Origin of the sequence: Microbacterium sp. As-52 (assembly GCF_049949185.1) — a bacterium.
Taxonomy (GTDB): domain Bacteria; phylum Actinomycetota; class Actinomycetes; order Actinomycetales; family Microbacteriaceae; genus Microbacterium; species Microbacterium maritypicum_A.
This window is the reverse complement of the sequence record NZ_CP188171.1, coordinates 3,066,773-3,083,303: the sequence shown is the minus strand read 5'-3', so window position 1 is coordinate 3,083,303 and position 16,531 is coordinate 3,066,773. Positions and strand designations below refer to the sequence as shown.

Here is a 16,531-nt window from a genome sequence, read left to right as displayed (position 1 = left end):
GAACGCCAGCCTGCCTAGGCTGTCGGGATGGAATCCGTCGCCCTCACCACGCCCCGACTCGTCCTGCACGCCCCGACGGAGGCGGACATCGACGCGATCACCGAAGCGTGCCAGGATCCGGAGATCCCGCGCTGGACCACCGTGCCGAGTCCGTACACCCGCGAGGACGCCGCGCAGTTCGTGCGTCTGTCAGCCGCGCAGTGGGACGCCGGTTCCGAGGTCGTCTGGGGCATGTATGCGGACGGCGAGCTCGTGGGCATGATCGGTCTTCACAACATGACCGACCACTTCACGGGCGCGACCGCAGAGCTGGGCTACTGGGTGACGGCCCGCGCACGGGGCCGCGGATATCTCACCGAAGCAGCAGCGGCCGTGATCGATTGGGGTTTCGTCGGACTCCGGCTCGTCCGCATCCGCTGGCAGGCCGTCGCGGGGAACATCCCCTCGGCCCGCGCCGCCCGGGCCCTCGGCTTCCGCTACGAGGGCCTGCAGCGGCAGGCGCTGACGAGCCCGCGCGGGCGCGACGACGGCTGGACGGCCGGCCTCCTCCCCGGGGACGACCGCACGCCGGTCGACTGGCCGATCCTCTGAGGGGCGCGCCCCCGGGTGACAGTGTCGGCGCCCGATGACAGGATGAACCCATGCCGGAGATGCCGGAAGTCCAGGGCCTGACCACGTTTCTCGCCGAACGCGCCGTCGGGCGCACCATCACGCGCGCGACCGTCTCGGCGATCGCCGCGTTGAAGACCTACGATCCTCCGATCCACGCCCTCCAGGGAGCCCCGATCACCGCATCCGCGCGTCTGGGCAAGTTCGTCGTGCTCTCCTGCGGCGACGAGCTGCACCTGGTGTTCCACCTCGCGAAGGCCGGGTGGCTGCGCTGGTACGAGACGCTCCCGACCACGCTCATCAAACCGGGCAAGTCCCCCATCGCCCTGCGCATCGCCCTCGACGACGGCAGCGGTTTCGACCTCACGGAAGCGGGGACCAAGAAGTCGCTCGCCGTGTACGTGGTGCGCGATCCGCAGGAGGTGCCCGGCATCGCCCGGCTCGGCCCCGACCCTCTCGACCCCGCGTTCACGCGCGAGGCGTTCGCCGCCCTGCTCGAGGATCGGCGTATGCAGATCAAGGGGCTGCTGCGTGATCAGGCGGTGATCGCGGGCATCGGCAACGCGTACTCGGACGAGATCCTGCATGCCGCGCGCATGTCACCGTATGCGATCGCCGGAAAGCTCGACGACGCCGAGATCGACCGCCTGTTCGGAGCCATGCGCGAGACGCTGACAGAGGCGGTCGCCCAAGCCTCCGGCAAACCGCCGGCGGACCTGAAGGATGCCAAGCGCCGCGGCATGCAGGTGCACGCGCGCCGAGGAGAAGCCTGCCCGGTGTGCGGAGCCACGGTCCGCAGCGTGTTCTTCGCCGACCGCTCGCTCGAGTACTGCCCCACCTGCCAGACCGGTGGCAAGGTGCTGGCCGACCGTCGCCTCTCCCGACTGCTGAAGTGATGGCGGACGCGCCGCACGGTGAAGTCGTCTGTCGCGGAATGATCTGTCGCGGAATGAAATGCGCCCGAACGCGTTGAGTACACTCAGAACAACAACGTGCTCCGGGGTCGGTGGGAATCCGAACCGGCGGTGACAGTCCGCGAGCGTCTCGAGAGATCGGGATGCCGATCCGGTGGAATTCCGGGACCGACGGTGATGCGAGGGCGACCTCGCTAGTCCGGAAGGGAGGCAGCACGAGACGCATCCGTGCGTCCGTTCCGCCACCCCTGTCTGAACCCGGAGCCTCAGAGGAGGACGACGGATGGCAGTGAACGCGGCAGAGCGCCACGCGATGGATCGCGCGCTCCACCTCGCCGCCCGTGGACCGCGCGGGGCGAACCCGCAGGTCGGTGCGGTCCTCCTCTCCCCCGACGGCAGGGTCATCGCCGAGGGCTGGCACCACGGCGCCGGCACCCCCCACGCAGAGGTCGACGCGCTCTCGAAGCTCGCCCCCGGCGAGGCGCGAGGAGCGACGGCCGTCGTGACCCTCGAACCCTGCAACCACACCGGCCGCACGGGCCCCTGCGCCGTCGCTCTCATCGACGCGGGCGTCGCACGCGTGGTGTACGCGCTCGACGACCCCGGCGTCGCCTCAGGCGGCGGGGCGGAACGCCTGCGGTCCGCAGGCGTCGACGTCGAGTCGGGTGAGCAGGCGGACGCCGCACACGCGCTCATCGCCGGATGGCTGACCGCCCAACGACTCGGACGCCCCCATGTCACTGTCAAGTGGGCGCAGAGCCTGGACGGCCGCGCGGCCGCCGCCGACGGATCGAGCCAGTGGATCACGGGGCCCGCCGCACGCGCCGACGTGCACCGCCGACGTGCGGAGGCCGACGCGATCGCGGTCGGCACCGGAACGGTGCTGACCGATGACCCCGCTCTGACGGCACGCGACGGCGACGCCCTGCTGCCGCACCAGCCGATCCCGGTCGTCATCGGCTCCCGGCCCACCCCGTCCAATGCCGCTGTGCACCGGCATCCCCGCACCCCGCTGTTCTTCGAGACCCACGATCTGCACGCGGTCGTCGCCGACCTGCACGCCCGCGGGGTGCAGAGCCTGTTCGTGGAGGGCGGCCCGACGCTCGCCAGCGCCTTCATCGAGGCGGGGCTCGCCGATCGCGTGCTCGCCTACATCGCCCCGGTGCTGCTCGGAGGCAGCCGACTCGCCCTGAACGACATCGGCGTCGGTTCCATCGACGAGGCCCGACGCCTGACCGTCGACGAGTGGCTTCCCCTCGGAGACGACCTGCTCGCGATCGCGCACCCCGCGCACGCCACCGATCCCGCGGAAGACCCGCAGAACGAAGGAGCCGCCTGATGTTCACCGGAATCATCGAGGAGATGGGCGAGATCACCGCGATCGCCCCCGCGGGTGACGGCTGGCGCCTGACCGTCCGCGCGCCCCGGGCCGCAGCGGACGCCGTGCACGGCGAGTCCATCGCCGTCTCGGGTGTGTGCCTCACCGTGGTGGGGTCGACCGCCGACACCTTCGACACCGACGTGATGAAGCAGACTCTCGACGTCGCCGCGATCGGGTCGGCGACGGTCGGAACCCGCGTGAACATCGAGAAGGCGATGCCGGTCGGCGCCCGTCTCGGCGGTCACATCGTGCAGGGCCACGTCGACGGCACCGGCGACGTGCTCGAGGTGCGCCCCGGCGCGCAGTGGAGCGTGCTGCGGATCAGCCTGCCCCTCGACCTCGCCCCGCTCGTGGTCGACAAGGGCTCGATCTCGGTCGACGGCACCTCGTTGACCGTGAGCGCCGTCAGCGCCCCCGCAGACCCCTCCCCCTGGTTCGAGGTCTCGCTGATCCCCGAGACCCTCGCCGCGACCACGCTCGGCGTCCGCGCCGTCGGCGACCGCGTGAACCTGGAGACCGACATCCTCGCCCGGCACGTCGAGCGACTGCTCGCGTTCCGCGCCGCACCGGAAGGAGGCTCGCGATGAGCCTTTCCACCATCGCCGAGGCCCTGGAGGCGCTGCGCGCCGGGCGTCCCGTCCTCGTCGCCGACGACGAGAACCGCGAGAACGAGGGCGACGTCATCCTGTCGGCAGAGCTCGCGACGCCCGAGTGGGTGGCGTGGACCGTGCGCTGGTCGTCGGGCTTCATCTGCGCCCCGATGCCCGCCGATCTCGCCGATCACCTGAACCTGCCGCCGATGGTCGCCGCCAGCGAAGACGCCCGCTCGACCGCATACACGGTGAGTGTCGACGCCGCGCAGGGGGTCACGACCGGCATCAGCGCCCACGACCGCGCCCACACGCTGAACGTGCTGTCGAACCCGGAGTCCACGTCGACCAGCATCATCCGGCCCGGCCATGTGCTGCCGCTGCGGGCGGTCGACGGCGGAGTGCGCGAGCGCAGTGGCCACACCGAGGCCGCGGTCGAACTCATGAAGCTCGCCGGTCTCCGCCCCGTCGGCGCGATCGCGGAGGTCGTGGCGGAGGACGGCAGCATGATGCGGCTGCCCGGCCTGATCGAGCTCGGTGCGCGCGACGGCGTGCCGGTCATCACGATCGAGCAGCTGATCGCCCACCTCAACGAGATCGATCCCGAGGGCGCCACCCCGAGTGCGCATCGCGGCCGTCGCGTGAGCCTGCGCGCCGACGCCACCGTGCCCACCACGCACGGCACCTTCCGCTTCCTCGCCTACAAGGACCGCATCACCGGCACCGACCACATCGCGGTCGTCTCGGGCGAACTCGGCGAGACCGCGCTCGTGCGGGTGCACTCGGAGTGCCTGACCGGCGAGGCGTTCGGCTCGCTCAAATGCGAGTGCGGCCCGCAGCTCGACTCCGCCCTCGACGCGATCGAGAAGGAGAGCGGGATCGTCATCTACATGCGCGGTCACGAGGGTCGAGGGATCGGCCTCATCAACAAGCTGCGCGCCTACAGCCTGCAGGAGGAGGGGCTCGACACGGTCGACGCCAACCTCGCGCTGGGGCTGCCGGCCGATGCCCGCGACTACGCAGCGGCGGCCGGCATCCTCTCCGACCTGGGCGTGTCGAAGGTGCGCCTGCTGACGAACAACACCGACAAGGTCGCGCAGCTGCGCGAGCTCGGCCTCGACGTCGTCGAGCAGGTGCCGCTGATCGTCGGTGTGGGACCCAACAACCATCAGTACCTGGAGACCAAGCGTGACCGGATGGGTCACATCATCGGCGAAGCGGAACTCGCAGAGGCGCTCGCCCACGGAGAGGACGACAAATGAGCGGCGCAGGAGCACCCGAGATCGGCACCATCGACGGACGCGGTCTGAACGTCGTCATCGTGGCCGGAACCTGGCACGAGACGATCTCGAACGGCTTGATCGCCGGTGCGGAGCGCGTGCTGGACGTGGCCCGGGCCACGCACCGACTGGTGCGCGTGCCCGGCTCGTTCGAACTCGCGATCGCCGCCCAGGCGGCCTTCGCCGGCGGGGCGGATGCCGTCGTCGCACTCGGCGTGATCATCCGCGGGGGCACACCGCACTTCGAGTACGTGTCGGCGGCGACCACCGATGGCCTCACCCGCGTCGCCCTCGACGCCGGCAAGCCCGTCGGCTTCGGCGTGCTCACCCTCGACGACGAGCAGCAGGGTCTCGACCGTGCGGGCCTGGAGGGCTCCAAGGAGGACAAGGGCGCCGAAGCAGCTGACGCCGCCCTGCGCACAGCCCTCGTGACACGGGAGCTGCGCGGCTGAGGTCAGCCTGCCCTTGCTAGCGCTGGACCTCGCCTCACTCGTACGGTGAGGGCATGGAGACCCTCCGTCATATCGTGCTGTTCGTCCACCTCATCGGATTCGCCGTGCTCTTCGGCTCCTGGGCCGCGCAGGCGTTCGGCGGAAAGCGTGAGTTCACGCGTCTGATGAACATCGGCATGGCGATCGCCGCGGTCGCGGGCCTCGCGCTCGCGGCGCCGTGGGGCATCTCCTACGAGCTCAACTACGTCAAGATCGGCGTCAAGCTCGTGATCCTGCTCATCATCGGCGCCCTGCTCGGCATCGGCCTGGGTCGTCAGCGCCGCGGTGCGGCCATCCCGCCGGCGGTGTTCTGGCTCGTCGGCATCCTCACCGCCGTCAACGCCGCGATCGCCGCGATCTGGCGCTGAGCCGTCAGCGCGTCCGCGGCGCCGCCGTGCTCGCCCGCACGATGAGTTCGGTACCGACGAGCGGGGTCTGCTGACGCTCGACACCGTCGAGCTCGGCGAGCAGCGCGTCCACCGCGAGCGCGCCCACGCGCTCCGGGTGCTGCTGCACGGTCGTCAGCGGCGGCCAGAGCTGTGCCGCATCGGGCAGTCCGTCGAACCCGACGATGCTCACGTCTCGCGGCACGTCGAGCCCGATCTCTCGGAACGCACGCAGCACGCCGATCGCCATCTGGTCGTTCGCCACGAACACCGCGGTGACACCGCCGATCGCACGCAGTTCGAGACCGGCTGCGTAGCCGGACGACGCGGTCCAGTCCCCCGCCAGCGGCTCCGGGACCGTGCGCCCGTGCGTCTCGAGCGTCTCCCGCCACGCTTCACGGCGGCGCTCGGCGGAGTAGGAGCGCGCGGGACCGGTGACGTGCCACACGGTGTCGTGACCGAGTTCGAGCAGGTGCTCGGTCGCGAGCCGAGCGCCCTGCGCCTGATCGGTATCGACGAACGGATGCGTCGCCGTGCGGTTCGAGTCGACGAATACGACGGGAAGCGCCTCGGGGATCTCGATGTCGGCCTCGTCGAGCTGATGCGCCTCGATCACGATGATGATGCCGTCGACCGCGTGCTCCTCCAGCCGACGGAACGCACCGGCCACGGTCTCGCCCGCGCTCGACTCGACGGGGATGAGAGTGAGCGCGTAGCCGAGCTGGGCGGCGCGCACGGCGATCGCATCGAGCGTGCGCTGGTTCCCGTAAGAGCTGAACGAGAACATCACGACGCCGATCGTGCGGAATCGCCCTGACCGGAGTGCGCGGGCGGCGCTGTTCGGCCGGTACCCCAGACTGTGCATGGCGGCCTCGACACGCTCGCGCGTGGCGGCACCGACGTAGCCCCTGGCATTGACGACGCGCGACACGGTCTGGCCGGAGACGCCGGCCTCGCGGGCCACGTCTTCCATCGAGGGCTCACGTCGACGCGTCGACGTCTCTGTCGGATGCTCCGGGGTCACGATCACCCATCCCCTCATATGTTGACGTTGACACACTACCAGTCGGTCCAATATGTTGACGTTGACACACGGCGCACGGTGCGCCCGAAACGTAAGAAGGACTCGTCGATGACGACTGAAATCCCCGCAGCCCCGGGTGCCCCCGGCATCCGGCGCCGCGACAAGCGCGACTGGAGGGGATGGGCCTTCGTCGGCCCGTTCATGGTCGTGTTCGCCCTGGTGTTCCTGACGCCGCTCGCCTATGCGCTGTACCTGAGCTTCTTCCAGGAGAAGCTCATCGGCGGCACCGCGTTCGTGGGGCTCGACAACTACGTCCGCGCCCTGAGCGACCCGCAGTTCTGGGAGGCGTTCGGCCGCGTACTGGTCTTCCTCGTCGTGCAGGTGCCGATCATGCTGATCCTGGCCCTCGGCGCCGCCCTCGCCCTCGACAGCGCCCGCCTGCGCGGAGCGTCGTTCTTCCGCATCCTGATCTTCCTGCCCTACGCGGTGCCGGCCGTGGTGGCGGTGCTGATGTGGGGCTACATCTACGGCGACCAGTTCGGCCTCACGAGCAACATCAACGACATCCTCGGCGTCGATGCGATCACGCCGTTCGCCAAGGAGTGGATGCTGGTCTCGATCGGCAACATCGTCACCTGGGAGTTCGTCGGCTACAACATGCTGATCTTCTACTCGTCGCTCAAGACCATCCCGACCGACATGTACGAGGCGGCCTCCCTCGACGGCGCCGGGGCGTGGCGCACGATCTTCTCGATCAAGATCCCGTCCGTGCGCGGAGCGCTCGTGATCGCCACGATCTTCTCGATCATCGGCAGCTTCCAGCTCTTCAACGAGCCCAACATCCTGCGCCCCCTGGCCCCGAACGTGATCACGACGTTCTTCACGCCGAACATGTACGCGTACAACCTGTCGTTCGCGGGGCAGCAGTTCAACTACGCCGCGACGATCGCCATCATCATGGGCGTCATCACCGCGGTCATCGCCTACGTCGTGCAGCTGCGCGGCTCGAAGTCGGAGGTGCGCTGACATGGCACTCCCCCTCGCCCGCCCCGCGCACCGCCGCCACGATCCGCTGAAGCCGCGCACGTCGAACACCCTGCTGATCGTCATGATCCTCTACGCGCTGTATACGCTCGTGCCCCTGGTGTGGCTGCTGTTCAGTTCGACCAAGACGCAGGCGGGACTCTTCAGCTCGTTCGGACTGTGGTTCGCCGACGACTTCGCATTCTTCGACAACCTGGTCGCCACGTTCTCGTATCGCGACGGCATCTTCCTGCGCTGGCTCGGGAACACCCTCCTGTACGTCGTGGTCGGCGCCGGGGGCGCGACGCTGCTCGCCACCATGGCCGGCTACGGACTCGCGAAGTTCCGCTTCCCCGGACGCCGTGCGGTGTTCGCCGTGGTCCTGGGCGCCGTGGCGGTGCCCGGCACCGCCCTCGCGGTCCCGACCTTCCTGCTGTTCAGCGAGCTCGGACTGACGAACACGCCGTGGGCGGTGATCATCCCGTCCCTCATCAGTCCCTTCGGTCTGTACCTGATCTGGGTGTTCGCGTCGGAGTCGGTGCCGACCGAGCTGCTCGAGGCGGCCCGCATCGACGGCGCAGGAGAGTTCCGCACGTTCTTCACGATCTCGATGCGGCTGCTCGCGCCCGGCATCGTGACGGTCGCGCTGTTCACGGTGGTCGCCACCTGGAACAACTACTTCCTGCCCCTGATCATGCTCTCGGACCCCGCCTGGTATCCGCTCACGGTCGGCTTGAACCAGTGGAGCGCCCAGGCCATCGGCGCGGGGTCCCAGCCCATCTACAACCTCGTGATCATGGGCTCGCTGCTCACGATCGTGCCGATCGTCATCGCCTTCCTGCTGCTGCAGCGCTTCTGGCAGTCAGGTCTCACCGCGGGAAGCGTCAAGCAGTAGCTCCCCGTACCCCCTGCATCACCTCTGCGATCCGACGCTGGACCGCACCTCCCGAAAGGACACAGCAATGAAGCACCTTCCCTCCCCGACGCGGCGCACCCTCGCGGTGCTCGCCGCAGGAACCGTGGCAGCGCTGGCGCTGGCCGGATGCAGCACCGGCGGCGACGCCGGCGCCGGCAACACGGGTTCCGGCTCGTTCGACTCCGTCGAGGCGGCGCTCGAGAAGGGCGGCGAGATCACGTACTGGTCGTGGACACCGTCGGCCGAGGCCCAGGTCGAGGCCTTCCAGAAGGAGTACCCGAACGTCAAGGTCAAGCTGGTGAACGCCGGCACCAACAACGAGGAGTACACCAAGCTGCAGAACGCGATCAAGGCGGGCTCCGGCGCTCCGGACGTCGTGCAGATCGAGTACTACGCGTTCCCGCAGTTCGCGCTGACGGACGCCTTCACCGACTTGTCGCAGTACGGGTTCGCCGACTTCGAGGACGACTACACCGCCTCCACCTGGAACTCCGTCACCGACGGCGACGCGATCTACGGTCTGCCGCAGGATTCCGGCCCCATGGCCCTGTTCTACAACAAGACCGTGTTCGATGCGGCCGGTGTCGCCGTCCCCACCACCTGGGACGAGTACTACGAGGCCGCCAAGGCGATCCACGCGGCGAACCCCGACGCGTACATCACCAACGACACGGGAGATGCGGGCTTCGCGACCTCGATGATCTGGCAGGCCGGGGGAAAGCCGTTCGAGACCTCCGGCACCGACGTCACGATCGACCTGCAGGACACCGGCTCGAAGAAGTGGACCGAGAACTGGAACCGCCTCGTCGAGGAGGACCTGCTGGCCCCGTACGGCAGCTGGAGCGACGAATGGTTCCGCGCCCTCGGCGACGGCAGCCTGGCGAGCCTCGTGATCGGCGCGTGGATGCCCGCGAACCTCATCTCCGGTGCCCCTGACGGCGCCGGAGACTGGCGCGTCGCGCCGATGCCGACGTACGACGGTTCCCCGGCGAGCGCGGAGAACGGCGGGGGCGGGCAGGCCGTCACGAAGCAGAGCAAGAACCCGGAGCTGGCGGCGGGCTTCCTGTGGTGGCTGAACAACTCCGAGGAAAGCACCTCGATCGCCCTCGAGTCCGGCGGATTCCCGTCGACGACCGCGGAGCTGTCCAGCACGGAGTTCCTCGCCGAGGCGCCGGAGTACTTCGGCGGCCAGAAGATCAACGAGGTCCTCGCGGCCGCGGCCGATGACGTGGTCGAGGGCTGGAGCTACCTGCCCTACCAGGTGTACGGGAACAGCATCTTCGGCGACACCGTCGGCCAGTCGTACCAGAACGGCACCGACCTGAACGAGGGCCTCGCCGCCTGGCAGGACGCGCTGGTCGAGTACGGCAACTCCCAGGGCTTCAGCGTCAACAAGTGACCCCGCGGCTGAGCCGGCCCGGTCCCCGCCGGGCCGGCTCCGCCCGCCTCATCGAAAGCACCACGACACGTGACCTCCTTCTCCCTCGGCGACACCGACTTCCTCCGCGACGGACAGCCGCACCAGGTGATCTCCGGCGCCATCCACTACTTCCGCGTGCACCCCGACCAGTGGCGCGACCGCATCCGCAAAGCCCGACTGATGGGACTGAACACGATCGAGACCTACGTCGCCTGGAACGCGCACGAACCTCGGCGCGGAGAGTGGGACGCTAGTGGATGGAACGATCTGGGGCGCTTCCTCGACCTGGTGCACGCCGAGGGCCTCGACGCGATCGTGCGCCCCGGCCCCTACATCTGCGCCGAGTGGCACAACGGCGGACTGCCGGTGTGGCTCACGGGCAGCGTCGAAGGACTGCGCTCCTCCGCTCCGGCCTTCCTCGCCGAGGTAACCGCCTACCTGCGCCGCGTGTACGACATCGTCGCACCGCGGCAGATCGACCACGGTGGGCCGGTGATCCTGGTGCAGATCGAGAACGAGTACGGCGCCTACGGCGCCGACCGCGCCTATCTCGAGTCGCTGGTGACCACGACTCGCGATGCCGGGATCACCGTTCCGCTGACGACCGTGGATCAGCCCGTCGACCGGATGCTGAGCGACGGAAGCCTCCCCGGGCTGCACAAGACCGGATCCTTCGGCTCCCGGAGCACCGAACGGCTCGCCACCCTGCGCCGCCATCAGCCCACGGGTCCGCTGATGTGCGCGGAGTTCTGGGACGGATGGTTCGACTGGTGGGGCGGCGTGCATCACACGACCGATGTCGCCGCGGCCGCCGCCGACCTCGACGAGCTGCTGGCGGCCGGCGCCTCGGTCAACATCTACATGTTCCACGGCGGCACCAACTTCGGGCTGACCAACGGCGCGAACGACAAGGGGCGCTACCTGCCCCTGGTGACCTCCTACGACTACGACGCCCCGCTCGATGAGACGGGGAACCCGACGGAGAAGTTCTTCGCCTTCCGCGAGGTGATCGCCCGCTACGCGCCGGTGCCCGACGAGGTGCCCGCGGCGGCCGAGGCCTCCCCCGCGTTCGAGGTTCCGCTTCGAGCGGCGGGACCGTGGACCGATGTCGCGGGGGCTGCGCCGACCACCGCCCTGCCGCAGACCTTCGACGAGCTCGGACATCTGAGCGCCCTCGTACGTTACGACACCGAGCTGCCGGCAGGAGCGGGCGGGCTCCTCGTCGTCGACGACGTGCGCGACCTGGCTTGGGTGAGCGTCGACGGTCACCCGGTCGGCACACTCGCCCGCACTCGGCACGACCGCGCGATCCGGATCCCGGATGGCCGCAGCCTCCGCATTCTCGTCGAGGATCAGGGGCGCGTGAACTACGACCGTCGTCTGGGCGAGGAGAAGGGGCTGATCGGCGAGATCACCCTCGACGGTGCGCCCGTGACGGGCTGGCGAGCGACGACCCTGGATGTCGCGGAGATCGCCGCGGAGATCGATGCGGACGGCGGCCGCGAGCGCGGCCGGGAGGTCGGTCCCGCCGCGTGGACGGCCGAGTTCTCCCTGGATGCCCCTGCGGATCTCTTCGTCGACACCGCATCGTGGAGCAAGGGCTACGCGTTCGTGAACGGATTCTTCCTCGGTCGATATTGGCGCAACGGCCCGCAGCGCACGCTCGCCGTGCCCGCACCCGTCACCCGAGCGGGCGCCAATCACCTCGTCGTGCTGGAGCTCGAAGACGTGCTGCAGCCGCGCGCCGTCTTCGTCGGAGCCCCCGCGCTCGGCGACACGGAGGAATAGTCCCCGCGCGGGAGGCGGGCGGACCGCTCACGTCAGCGGCACCGGTGTCGCGTCCACCATCGTCCCCTCGATCCCGACCCGCATCATCGTGCAGACGGGCTGCCGTCGCCGATCCGTGGGAGACCCGGGGCCGGGTCCCGCTGCGAGATGACACGCGAAACACGCGCACAGCAAACACTCAGGAAGGCGTAAACTCGCCCGGGTCCCCCGGTATACCGGGGACTCGATCGGAGGAGCTTCATGAGTACTGCCACTGCGCCCGCGAATCCTCGCTCGCGCGTCATCACCGCGAGCCTGGTCGGCACCACGATCGAGTTCTACGACTTCTACGCGTACGCGACGGCGGCCGTGCTCGTGTTCCCGGTGCTGTTCTTCCCCACCGGCGACGACACCACCTCGCTCCTCTCCTCGTTCGCGGTGTTCGGTGCGGCGATGGTCGCCCGTCCGATCGGCGCGGTGGTCTTCGGCCACTTCGGCGACAAGTTCGGGCGCAAGGCCACGCTCGTGGCATCACTGCTGACGATGGGCATCGCGACCTTCGTGATCGGCCTGTTGCCGACCTACCAGGACATCGGGTGGTGGGCCGCCCTGCTGCTGCTGATCCTGCGACTCGCTCAGGGCTTCGCGCTCGGCGGCGAGTGGTCGGGCGCGGCACTGGTCGCCACCGAGAATGCGCCGAAGGGCAAGCGCGCCTGGTACGGCACCTTCCCGCAGCTGGGCGCGCCGCTGGGCTTCATCATCGCCAACTTCCTCTTCCTCGCGATCAACTGGCTGCTGCCGCACGCCGAGAACCCGGTCCTGAAGTCCGAGGCGTTTCTCTCCTGGGGCTGGCGCATCCCGTTCCTGTTCTCCGCAGTGTTGGTCATCATCGGCCTGTGGGTGCGGCTCAAGCTCGTCGAGTCCGACACCTTCAAGAAGGCGGAGACGAAGGGCGTGATCCGCAAGCTCCCGCTCGCGACCGTGTTCCGTCACCACTGGAAGCAGCTCATCCTCGGCACGTTCATCATGCTGGCGACGTACGTGCTGTTCTACCTGATGACGAACTTCACCCTCGCCTACGGAACCAAGGCCGCCTCGCTCGAGACCGCCACCGCCGCCGCGAAGGCCGCTGCCGAGGCGACCGGCGCCCCGTTCGACCCGATCAAGTTCGCGGCCCAGTTCTATCCCGGTCTCGGCTTCGGCTACACCGACTTCGTGCTGATGCAGATCATCGGCGTGGTGTTCTTCGGCATCTTCACGTTGCTCTCCGGTCCGATCGCCGATGCGGTCGGCCGACGGAAGCTGCTGCTGTGGGTCACCGGGACCATCATCGTGTTCGGTCTCACGTTCAACGCCTTCCTCCTGCCCGCGGTCGACCCGAAGTTCACGGGTGCGCTCACCCAGGCGTTCCTCGTGTTCGGGTTCATGCTGATGGGCGCGACGTTCGGCCCGATGGGCGCTCTGCTTCCCGAGCTGTTCCCGACCAACGTGCGCTACACGGGGTCGGCGATCGCCTACAACGTCTCGTCGATCCTCGGCGCCGCGGTGGCCCCGCTCATCGCGCTGAAGCTGTGGGAGGTGGCCGGCGGCGCTCCGTGGCTGGTGGGTCTGTACCTGTCCGCGATGGGTGTGCTCACGTTCATCGCGCTGATCCTCTCCCCCGAGACCAAGGACCACGACTACGACGACGACCTCGGCGTCGCGGCGGCCGTCGAGCTGTGATCCTGCGGCCGTGACGATTCACGTCACGGCCGCAGGAACTCCTCGATCGCGGCGATGGTGGTCGCGTTGTCGAGGTGTCGCACGGCGCGGATCCCCACCGCCTCGGCACCGTCGACCGATACCTGATGGTCGTCGATGAACAGCACGTCGCCCGGGTCGGCGCCCATGCGCTGGAGTGCTCGTCGGTAGGCCTCGGGATCCGGCTTGTTCACGCCCTGCTCGTGGCTGTAGCAGATCGGGTCGAACACCTCGGAGAAGCCGAAGCGGCGCTCCTCCTCCTCGCGCGCGCCATCGGCGGAGTTGGAGAGGATCGCTGTTCCCGCCCGCGCCGAGAGCGTGCGCGCGTACGCGATCAGGTCGTGGTTGCCGGTGCCGCAGTAGGCATCCCAGAAGTCTGCGCGCATCGCGCGGCGCTGGACCTCGTCGAGACCGAGCGCCGTGCCCACCGCCGTCCAGAAAGCGGGTTCGGTGCCGACGGTGACATCGATCGGCGGAAGATCGGCCTCTGCGATGCGCACCTCGAAAGCGGAGGGTTCGAGACCGACCACCGCACGCCAGCGCTCCCACCACTGCTGCTGCCAGGCATCGTCGTCGACGACCTCCAGCACTCCCCCGATGTCGAACAGGATCCACTTCTTCGTCGGCATCCCCCCAGACTGCCACGTCAACATGTATTGACACTCGCGGACACGTCAACGATGATTGACGCAGGAGGTCCATCATGACAATGCCGACCGCGATCGCACAGGACGACGGCAGCGAGCCCCTGGCCGCGCTGCACCGGCTCGCCGAGGTGCGCAAGGAGGTGGCCCGTGCCGAGGAGGCGAACGTGCGTCGCGCGCGGAACCTCGGGTACTCCTGGCAGGCGATAGCCAGCGCCCTCGGCGTGAGCAAGCAGGCGGCTCATCGGCGATTCGGCCGGTCCTGAGCCCGCGATATGCCGCATACAGCCGCTCCATAGGATTCGACCGCGAACGAAGTACGGTCGAAGTACCATCTCCAGATAGAGGTCCCGCATGTCCGGTTCGGCGACAGCACGCCGCCGCGGACGTGGCGCACAGCCCGAAGGCCCCCGCGCCACCTTCCGCCAGCTCCTCCCCTTCCTCTTCGAACACAAGCGCACCCTCATCGTGGTCGCGGTGCTCAGCGTCATCGGCGCCGCGACCTCGCTCGTGCAGCCGTTGCTCGTGGGCCAGGTCATCGAGGCCGTGCAGTCCGACACCGGTATCGGGATCCTGGTGTGGCTGCTCGTCGGCTTCGTGATCGTGTCATCGGTCATCTCCGGCTTCCAGCACTACCTGCTCCAGCGCACCGGCACCGCGGTCGTGTACTCGAGCCGCCGCAAGCTGATCGCCCGCATCCTGCACCTGCCGACCTCGGAGTTCGATGCCCGCCGCACCGGCGACCTCGTCTCCCGCGTCGGCACCGACACGACGCTGCTCTACGCCGTGCTCACCCAGGGCCTCGCCGATGCTGTCGGCAGCGCCGTGCTCTTCCTCGGCGCGCTCATCGCGATGCTCGTGATCGACCCGATCCTGCTGCTGCTCATCGTCGTGGTGATCGGCATCTCGGTCGCCGTCGTCGTGCTGCTGAGCGGACGCATCCGCACCGCGTCGACCGCGCAGCAGGAGAAGGTCGGCGAGCTGGCTTCCGGCGTGGAGCGCGCGGTCGGCTCGATCCGCACCATCCGCGCCTCGGGAGCCACCGAACGGGAGACCACCGCCGTGTCGGGCCTCGCCTCCGACGCCTACGGCATCGGCGTGCGCATCGCCAAGATCTCCTCGATGGTCGTTCCCGTCTCCGGCATCGCCCTGCAGCTGTCGCTGCTCGTGGTGCTCGGGGTGGGCGGATTCCGGGTGGCCGCGGGAGCGATCACGATCGCCTCGCTGATCTCGTTCATCATGTTCCTGTTCCTGCTCGTGATGCCGCTGGCCACGACGTTCGGCGCGATCACCTCGGTCAACCAGGCTCTCGGTGCGCTCGGCCGCATCCAGGAGGTTCTCGACCTGCCCACCGAGTCGCAGGACGACGAGAAGATCGCGGCCTCGCTGCCGCGCGAGACCGCTGCGGCGGACGCACCGGCCATCGAGTTCCGCGACGTGCGCTTCCACTACCCTGCGAACGTCGTCGCCGCCCGTCAGGCCGCGGCCAAGGAGGCGCGCACGCTGCTCGCCGATGCGCACCTGGAAACCGCGGAGGACGCCGCCCCCGCCGTGCAGGACCACGAGGTGCTCCGCGGCGTGTCGTTCGCCGTGCCGCAGGGCTCCCGCGTCGCCCTGGTCGGCCCCAGCGGCGCGGGGAAGAGCACGATCCTCTCGCTGATCGAGCGCTTCTACGACCCGACCGGCGGCTCGATCCGCCTGCACGGCCACGACGCGCGCACCTACCCGCGCGACGAGCTGCGCGCCCACTTCGGTTACGTCGAGCAGGATGCGCCGACGCTGGCCGGCACGCTCGCCGAGAACCTGCGGCTCGCCTCTCCCGAAGCGACGGACACCGACTGCGAACGGGTGCTGCGCGCCGTGAACCTCGGCGACGTGCTCGAGCGCGATCCGCTCGGCATCGAAGCCCCCGTCGGCGAAGACGGCGTGATGCTGTCGGGCGGTGAGCGTCAGCGTCTCGCGATCGCGCGCGCCCTGCTCACGGACGCCCCGATCCTGCTGCTCGACGAGTCGACGTCATCGCTCGACGGCGTGAACGAGCAGCGCATGCGGGAAGCCATCGATGCCGTGTCGACCGACCGCACGCTCATCGTGATCGCGCACCGCCTCTCGACGGTCGTCGACAGCGATCTCATCGTGGTGCTGCAGGACGGCGTCGTCGTCGGCCAGGGCACGCACGCCGAGCTCGTGGAGTCGACGCCGCTGTACCGCGGCCTCGCGCGACACCAGCTGCTCACCTGACGCACGACAACACGAAGGCGGGACGTCGGAGACCACTCAGCCATGGGTTCGTCTCTGATGTCCCGCCTTCGCGGGTTTGCGGGGCACGAAGCCCCGAGGGTGCCG

At 69.1% G+C, this 16,531-nt stretch carries 16 protein-coding genes and 1 riboswitch; of the genes, 14 read left to right on the top strand and 2 right to left on the bottom strand.

Annotated elements, in window-relative coordinates:
• Positions 1-27: 27 nt before the first annotated feature.
• The 7 genes from ACLFA2_RS14920 to ACLFA2_RS14890 all read left to right on the top strand — a co-directional run bounded on the left by ACLFA2_RS14920 (position 28) and on the right by ACLFA2_RS14890 (position 5,633).
• Complete coding sequence (locus tag ACLFA2_RS14920) at positions 28-591, top strand: GNAT family N-acetyltransferase (RefSeq protein ID WP_426621570.1); 564 nt, start codon at positions 28-30, stop codon at positions 589-591.
• Between the two features lie 50 nt (positions 592-641).
• Positions 642-1,505: an Fpg/Nei family DNA glycosylase gene (locus ACLFA2_RS14915; protein WP_426621569.1), complete on the top strand. Its 864-nt coding sequence runs from the start codon at positions 642-644 to the stop codon at positions 1,503-1,505.
• A 93-nt stretch (positions 1,506-1,598) separates the two neighbouring features.
• Positions 1,599-1,743: riboswitch (FMN riboswitch) on the top strand.
• Between the two features lie 63 nt (positions 1,744-1,806).
• Positions 1,807-2,862, top strand: coding sequence for a bifunctional diaminohydroxyphosphoribosylaminopyrimidine deaminase/5-amino-6-(5-phosphoribosylamino)uracil reductase RibD (gene ribD, locus ACLFA2_RS14910; protein ID WP_426621568.1), 1,056 nt, complete (start codon positions 1,807-1,809; stop codon positions 2,860-2,862).
• A complete protein-coding gene (locus ACLFA2_RS14905) occupies positions 2,862-3,491 on the top strand; it encodes a riboflavin synthase (protein ID WP_021201045.1) in 630 nt (209 codons plus the stop codon). Before ribD ends, ACLFA2_RS14905 begins: the two co-directional genes overlap by 1 nt.
• Positions 3,488-4,756, top strand: a complete 1,269-nt coding sequence (gene ribA / locus ACLFA2_RS14900; protein ID WP_426621567.1) for a GTP cyclohydrolase II — start codon at positions 3,488-3,490, stop codon at positions 4,754-4,756. The genes ACLFA2_RS14905 and ribA overlap by 4 nt, the downstream gene beginning before the upstream one ends.
• Positions 4,753-5,226, top strand: a complete 474-nt coding sequence (gene ribH / locus ACLFA2_RS14895) for a 6,7-dimethyl-8-ribityllumazine synthase (protein WP_426621566.1) — start codon at positions 4,753-4,755, stop codon at positions 5,224-5,226. The genes ribA and ribH overlap by 4 nt, the downstream gene beginning before the upstream one ends.
• Positions 5,227-5,279: 53 nt before the next feature.
• Complete coding sequence (locus ACLFA2_RS14890; protein WP_029260425.1) at positions 5,280-5,633, top strand: hypothetical protein; 354 nt, start codon at positions 5,280-5,282, stop codon at positions 5,631-5,633.
• A gap of 4 nt (positions 5,634-5,637) precedes the next feature.
• Here the strand turns inward: ACLFA2_RS14890 and ACLFA2_RS14885 are convergent, their stop codons facing one another.
• Entirely contained in the window at positions 5,638-6,624 is a 987-nt protein-coding gene (locus ACLFA2_RS14885; RefSeq protein WP_426622478.1) for a LacI family DNA-binding transcriptional regulator, read from the bottom strand.
• A gap of 159 nt (positions 6,625-6,783) precedes the next feature.
• Here ACLFA2_RS14885 and ACLFA2_RS14880 point away from each other — a divergent pair, with 159 nt between their 5' ends.
• The 5 genes from ACLFA2_RS14880 (at position 6,784) to ACLFA2_RS14860 (ending at position 13,523) form a co-directional block, all read left to right on the top strand.
• Positions 6,784-7,701: a carbohydrate ABC transporter permease gene (locus tag ACLFA2_RS14880; protein ID WP_021201040.1), complete on the top strand. Its 918-nt coding sequence runs from the start codon at positions 6,784-6,786 to the stop codon at positions 7,699-7,701.
• Between the two features lies 1 nt (position 7,702).
• A complete protein-coding gene (locus ACLFA2_RS14875; protein ID WP_021201039.1) occupies positions 7,703-8,593 on the top strand; it encodes a carbohydrate ABC transporter permease in 891 nt (296 codons plus the stop codon).
• A gap of 67 nt (positions 8,594-8,660) precedes the next feature.
• A complete protein-coding gene (locus ACLFA2_RS14870) occupies positions 8,661-10,013 on the top strand; it encodes an ABC transporter substrate-binding protein (RefSeq protein WP_426621565.1) in 1,353 nt (450 codons plus the stop codon).
• Positions 10,014-10,082: 69 nt separating this feature from the next.
• Entirely contained in the window at positions 10,083-11,822 is a 1,740-nt protein-coding gene (locus ACLFA2_RS14865) for a beta-galactosidase family protein (RefSeq protein WP_347123070.1), read from the top strand.
• A 240-nt stretch (positions 11,823-12,062) separates the two neighbouring features.
• Positions 12,063-13,523, top strand: a complete 1,461-nt coding sequence (locus ACLFA2_RS14860; protein WP_426621564.1) for an MFS transporter — start codon at positions 12,063-12,065, stop codon at positions 13,521-13,523.
• 23 nt (positions 13,524-13,546) lie between these two features.
• Here ACLFA2_RS14860 and ACLFA2_RS14855 read toward each other — a convergent pair whose 3' ends face one another.
• Positions 13,547-14,170: an HAD family hydrolase gene (locus ACLFA2_RS14855; protein ID WP_021201035.1), complete on the bottom strand. Its 624-nt coding sequence runs from the start codon at positions 14,168-14,170 to the stop codon at positions 13,547-13,549.
• A gap of 74 nt (positions 14,171-14,244) precedes the next feature.
• Between ACLFA2_RS14855 and ACLFA2_RS14850 the strand changes: the two genes are divergently transcribed.
• Together ACLFA2_RS14850 and ACLFA2_RS14845 are read left to right on the top strand one after the other, a co-directional pair.
• The gene (locus ACLFA2_RS14850; protein WP_046399014.1) at positions 14,245-14,451 is read left to right on the top strand and encodes a hypothetical protein; all 207 of its coding nucleotides are present in this window, start codon (positions 14,245-14,247) and stop codon (positions 14,449-14,451) included.
• An 88-nt stretch (positions 14,452-14,539) separates the two neighbouring features.
• Positions 14,540-16,426, top strand: a complete 1,887-nt coding sequence (locus tag ACLFA2_RS14845; protein WP_426621563.1) for an ABC transporter ATP-binding protein — start codon at positions 14,540-14,542, stop codon at positions 16,424-16,426.
• Positions 16,427-16,531: the final 105 nt, after the last annotated feature.

Coding starts and splice junctions, on each gene's coding strand:
- ACLFA2_RS14920 (WP_426621570.1), top strand. CDS start 28: ATGGAATCCGTCGCCCTCACCACGCCCCGACTCGTCCTGCACGCCCCG.
- ACLFA2_RS14915 (WP_426621569.1), top strand. CDS start 642: ATGCCGGAGATGCCGGAAGTCCAGGGCCTGACCACGTTTCTCGCCGAA.
- ribD (WP_426621568.1), top strand. CDS start 1,807: ATGGCAGTGAACGCGGCAGAGCGCCACGCGATGGATCGCGCGCTCCAC.
- ACLFA2_RS14905 (WP_021201045.1), top strand. CDS start 2,862: ATGTTCACCGGAATCATCGAGGAGATGGGCGAGATCACCGCGATCGCC.
- ribA (WP_426621567.1), top strand. CDS start 3,488: ATGAGCCTTTCCACCATCGCCGAGGCCCTGGAGGCGCTGCGCGCCGGG.
- ribH (WP_426621566.1), top strand. CDS start 4,753: ATGAGCGGCGCAGGAGCACCCGAGATCGGCACCATCGACGGACGCGGT.
- ACLFA2_RS14890 (WP_029260425.1), top strand. CDS start 5,280: ATGGAGACCCTCCGTCATATCGTGCTGTTCGTCCACCTCATCGGATTC.
- ACLFA2_RS14885 (WP_426622478.1), bottom strand. CDS start 6,624: ATGGAAGACGTGGCCCGCGAGGCCGGCGTCTCCGGCCAGACCGTGTCG.
- ACLFA2_RS14880 (WP_021201040.1), top strand. CDS start 6,784: ATGACGACTGAAATCCCCGCAGCCCCGGGTGCCCCCGGCATCCGGCGC.
- ACLFA2_RS14875 (WP_021201039.1), top strand. CDS start 7,703: ATGGCACTCCCCCTCGCCCGCCCCGCGCACCGCCGCCACGATCCGCTG.
- ACLFA2_RS14870 (WP_426621565.1), top strand. CDS start 8,661: ATGAAGCACCTTCCCTCCCCGACGCGGCGCACCCTCGCGGTGCTCGCC.
- ACLFA2_RS14860 (WP_426621564.1), top strand. CDS start 12,063: ATGAGTACTGCCACTGCGCCCGCGAATCCTCGCTCGCGCGTCATCACC.
- ACLFA2_RS14855 (WP_021201035.1), bottom strand. CDS start 14,170: ATGCCGACGAAGAAGTGGATCCTGTTCGACATCGGGGGAGTGCTGGAG.
- ACLFA2_RS14850 (WP_046399014.1), top strand. CDS start 14,245: ATGACAATGCCGACCGCGATCGCACAGGACGACGGCAGCGAGCCCCTG.
- ACLFA2_RS14845 (WP_426621563.1), top strand. CDS start 14,540: ATGTCCGGTTCGGCGACAGCACGCCGCCGCGGACGTGGCGCACAGCCC.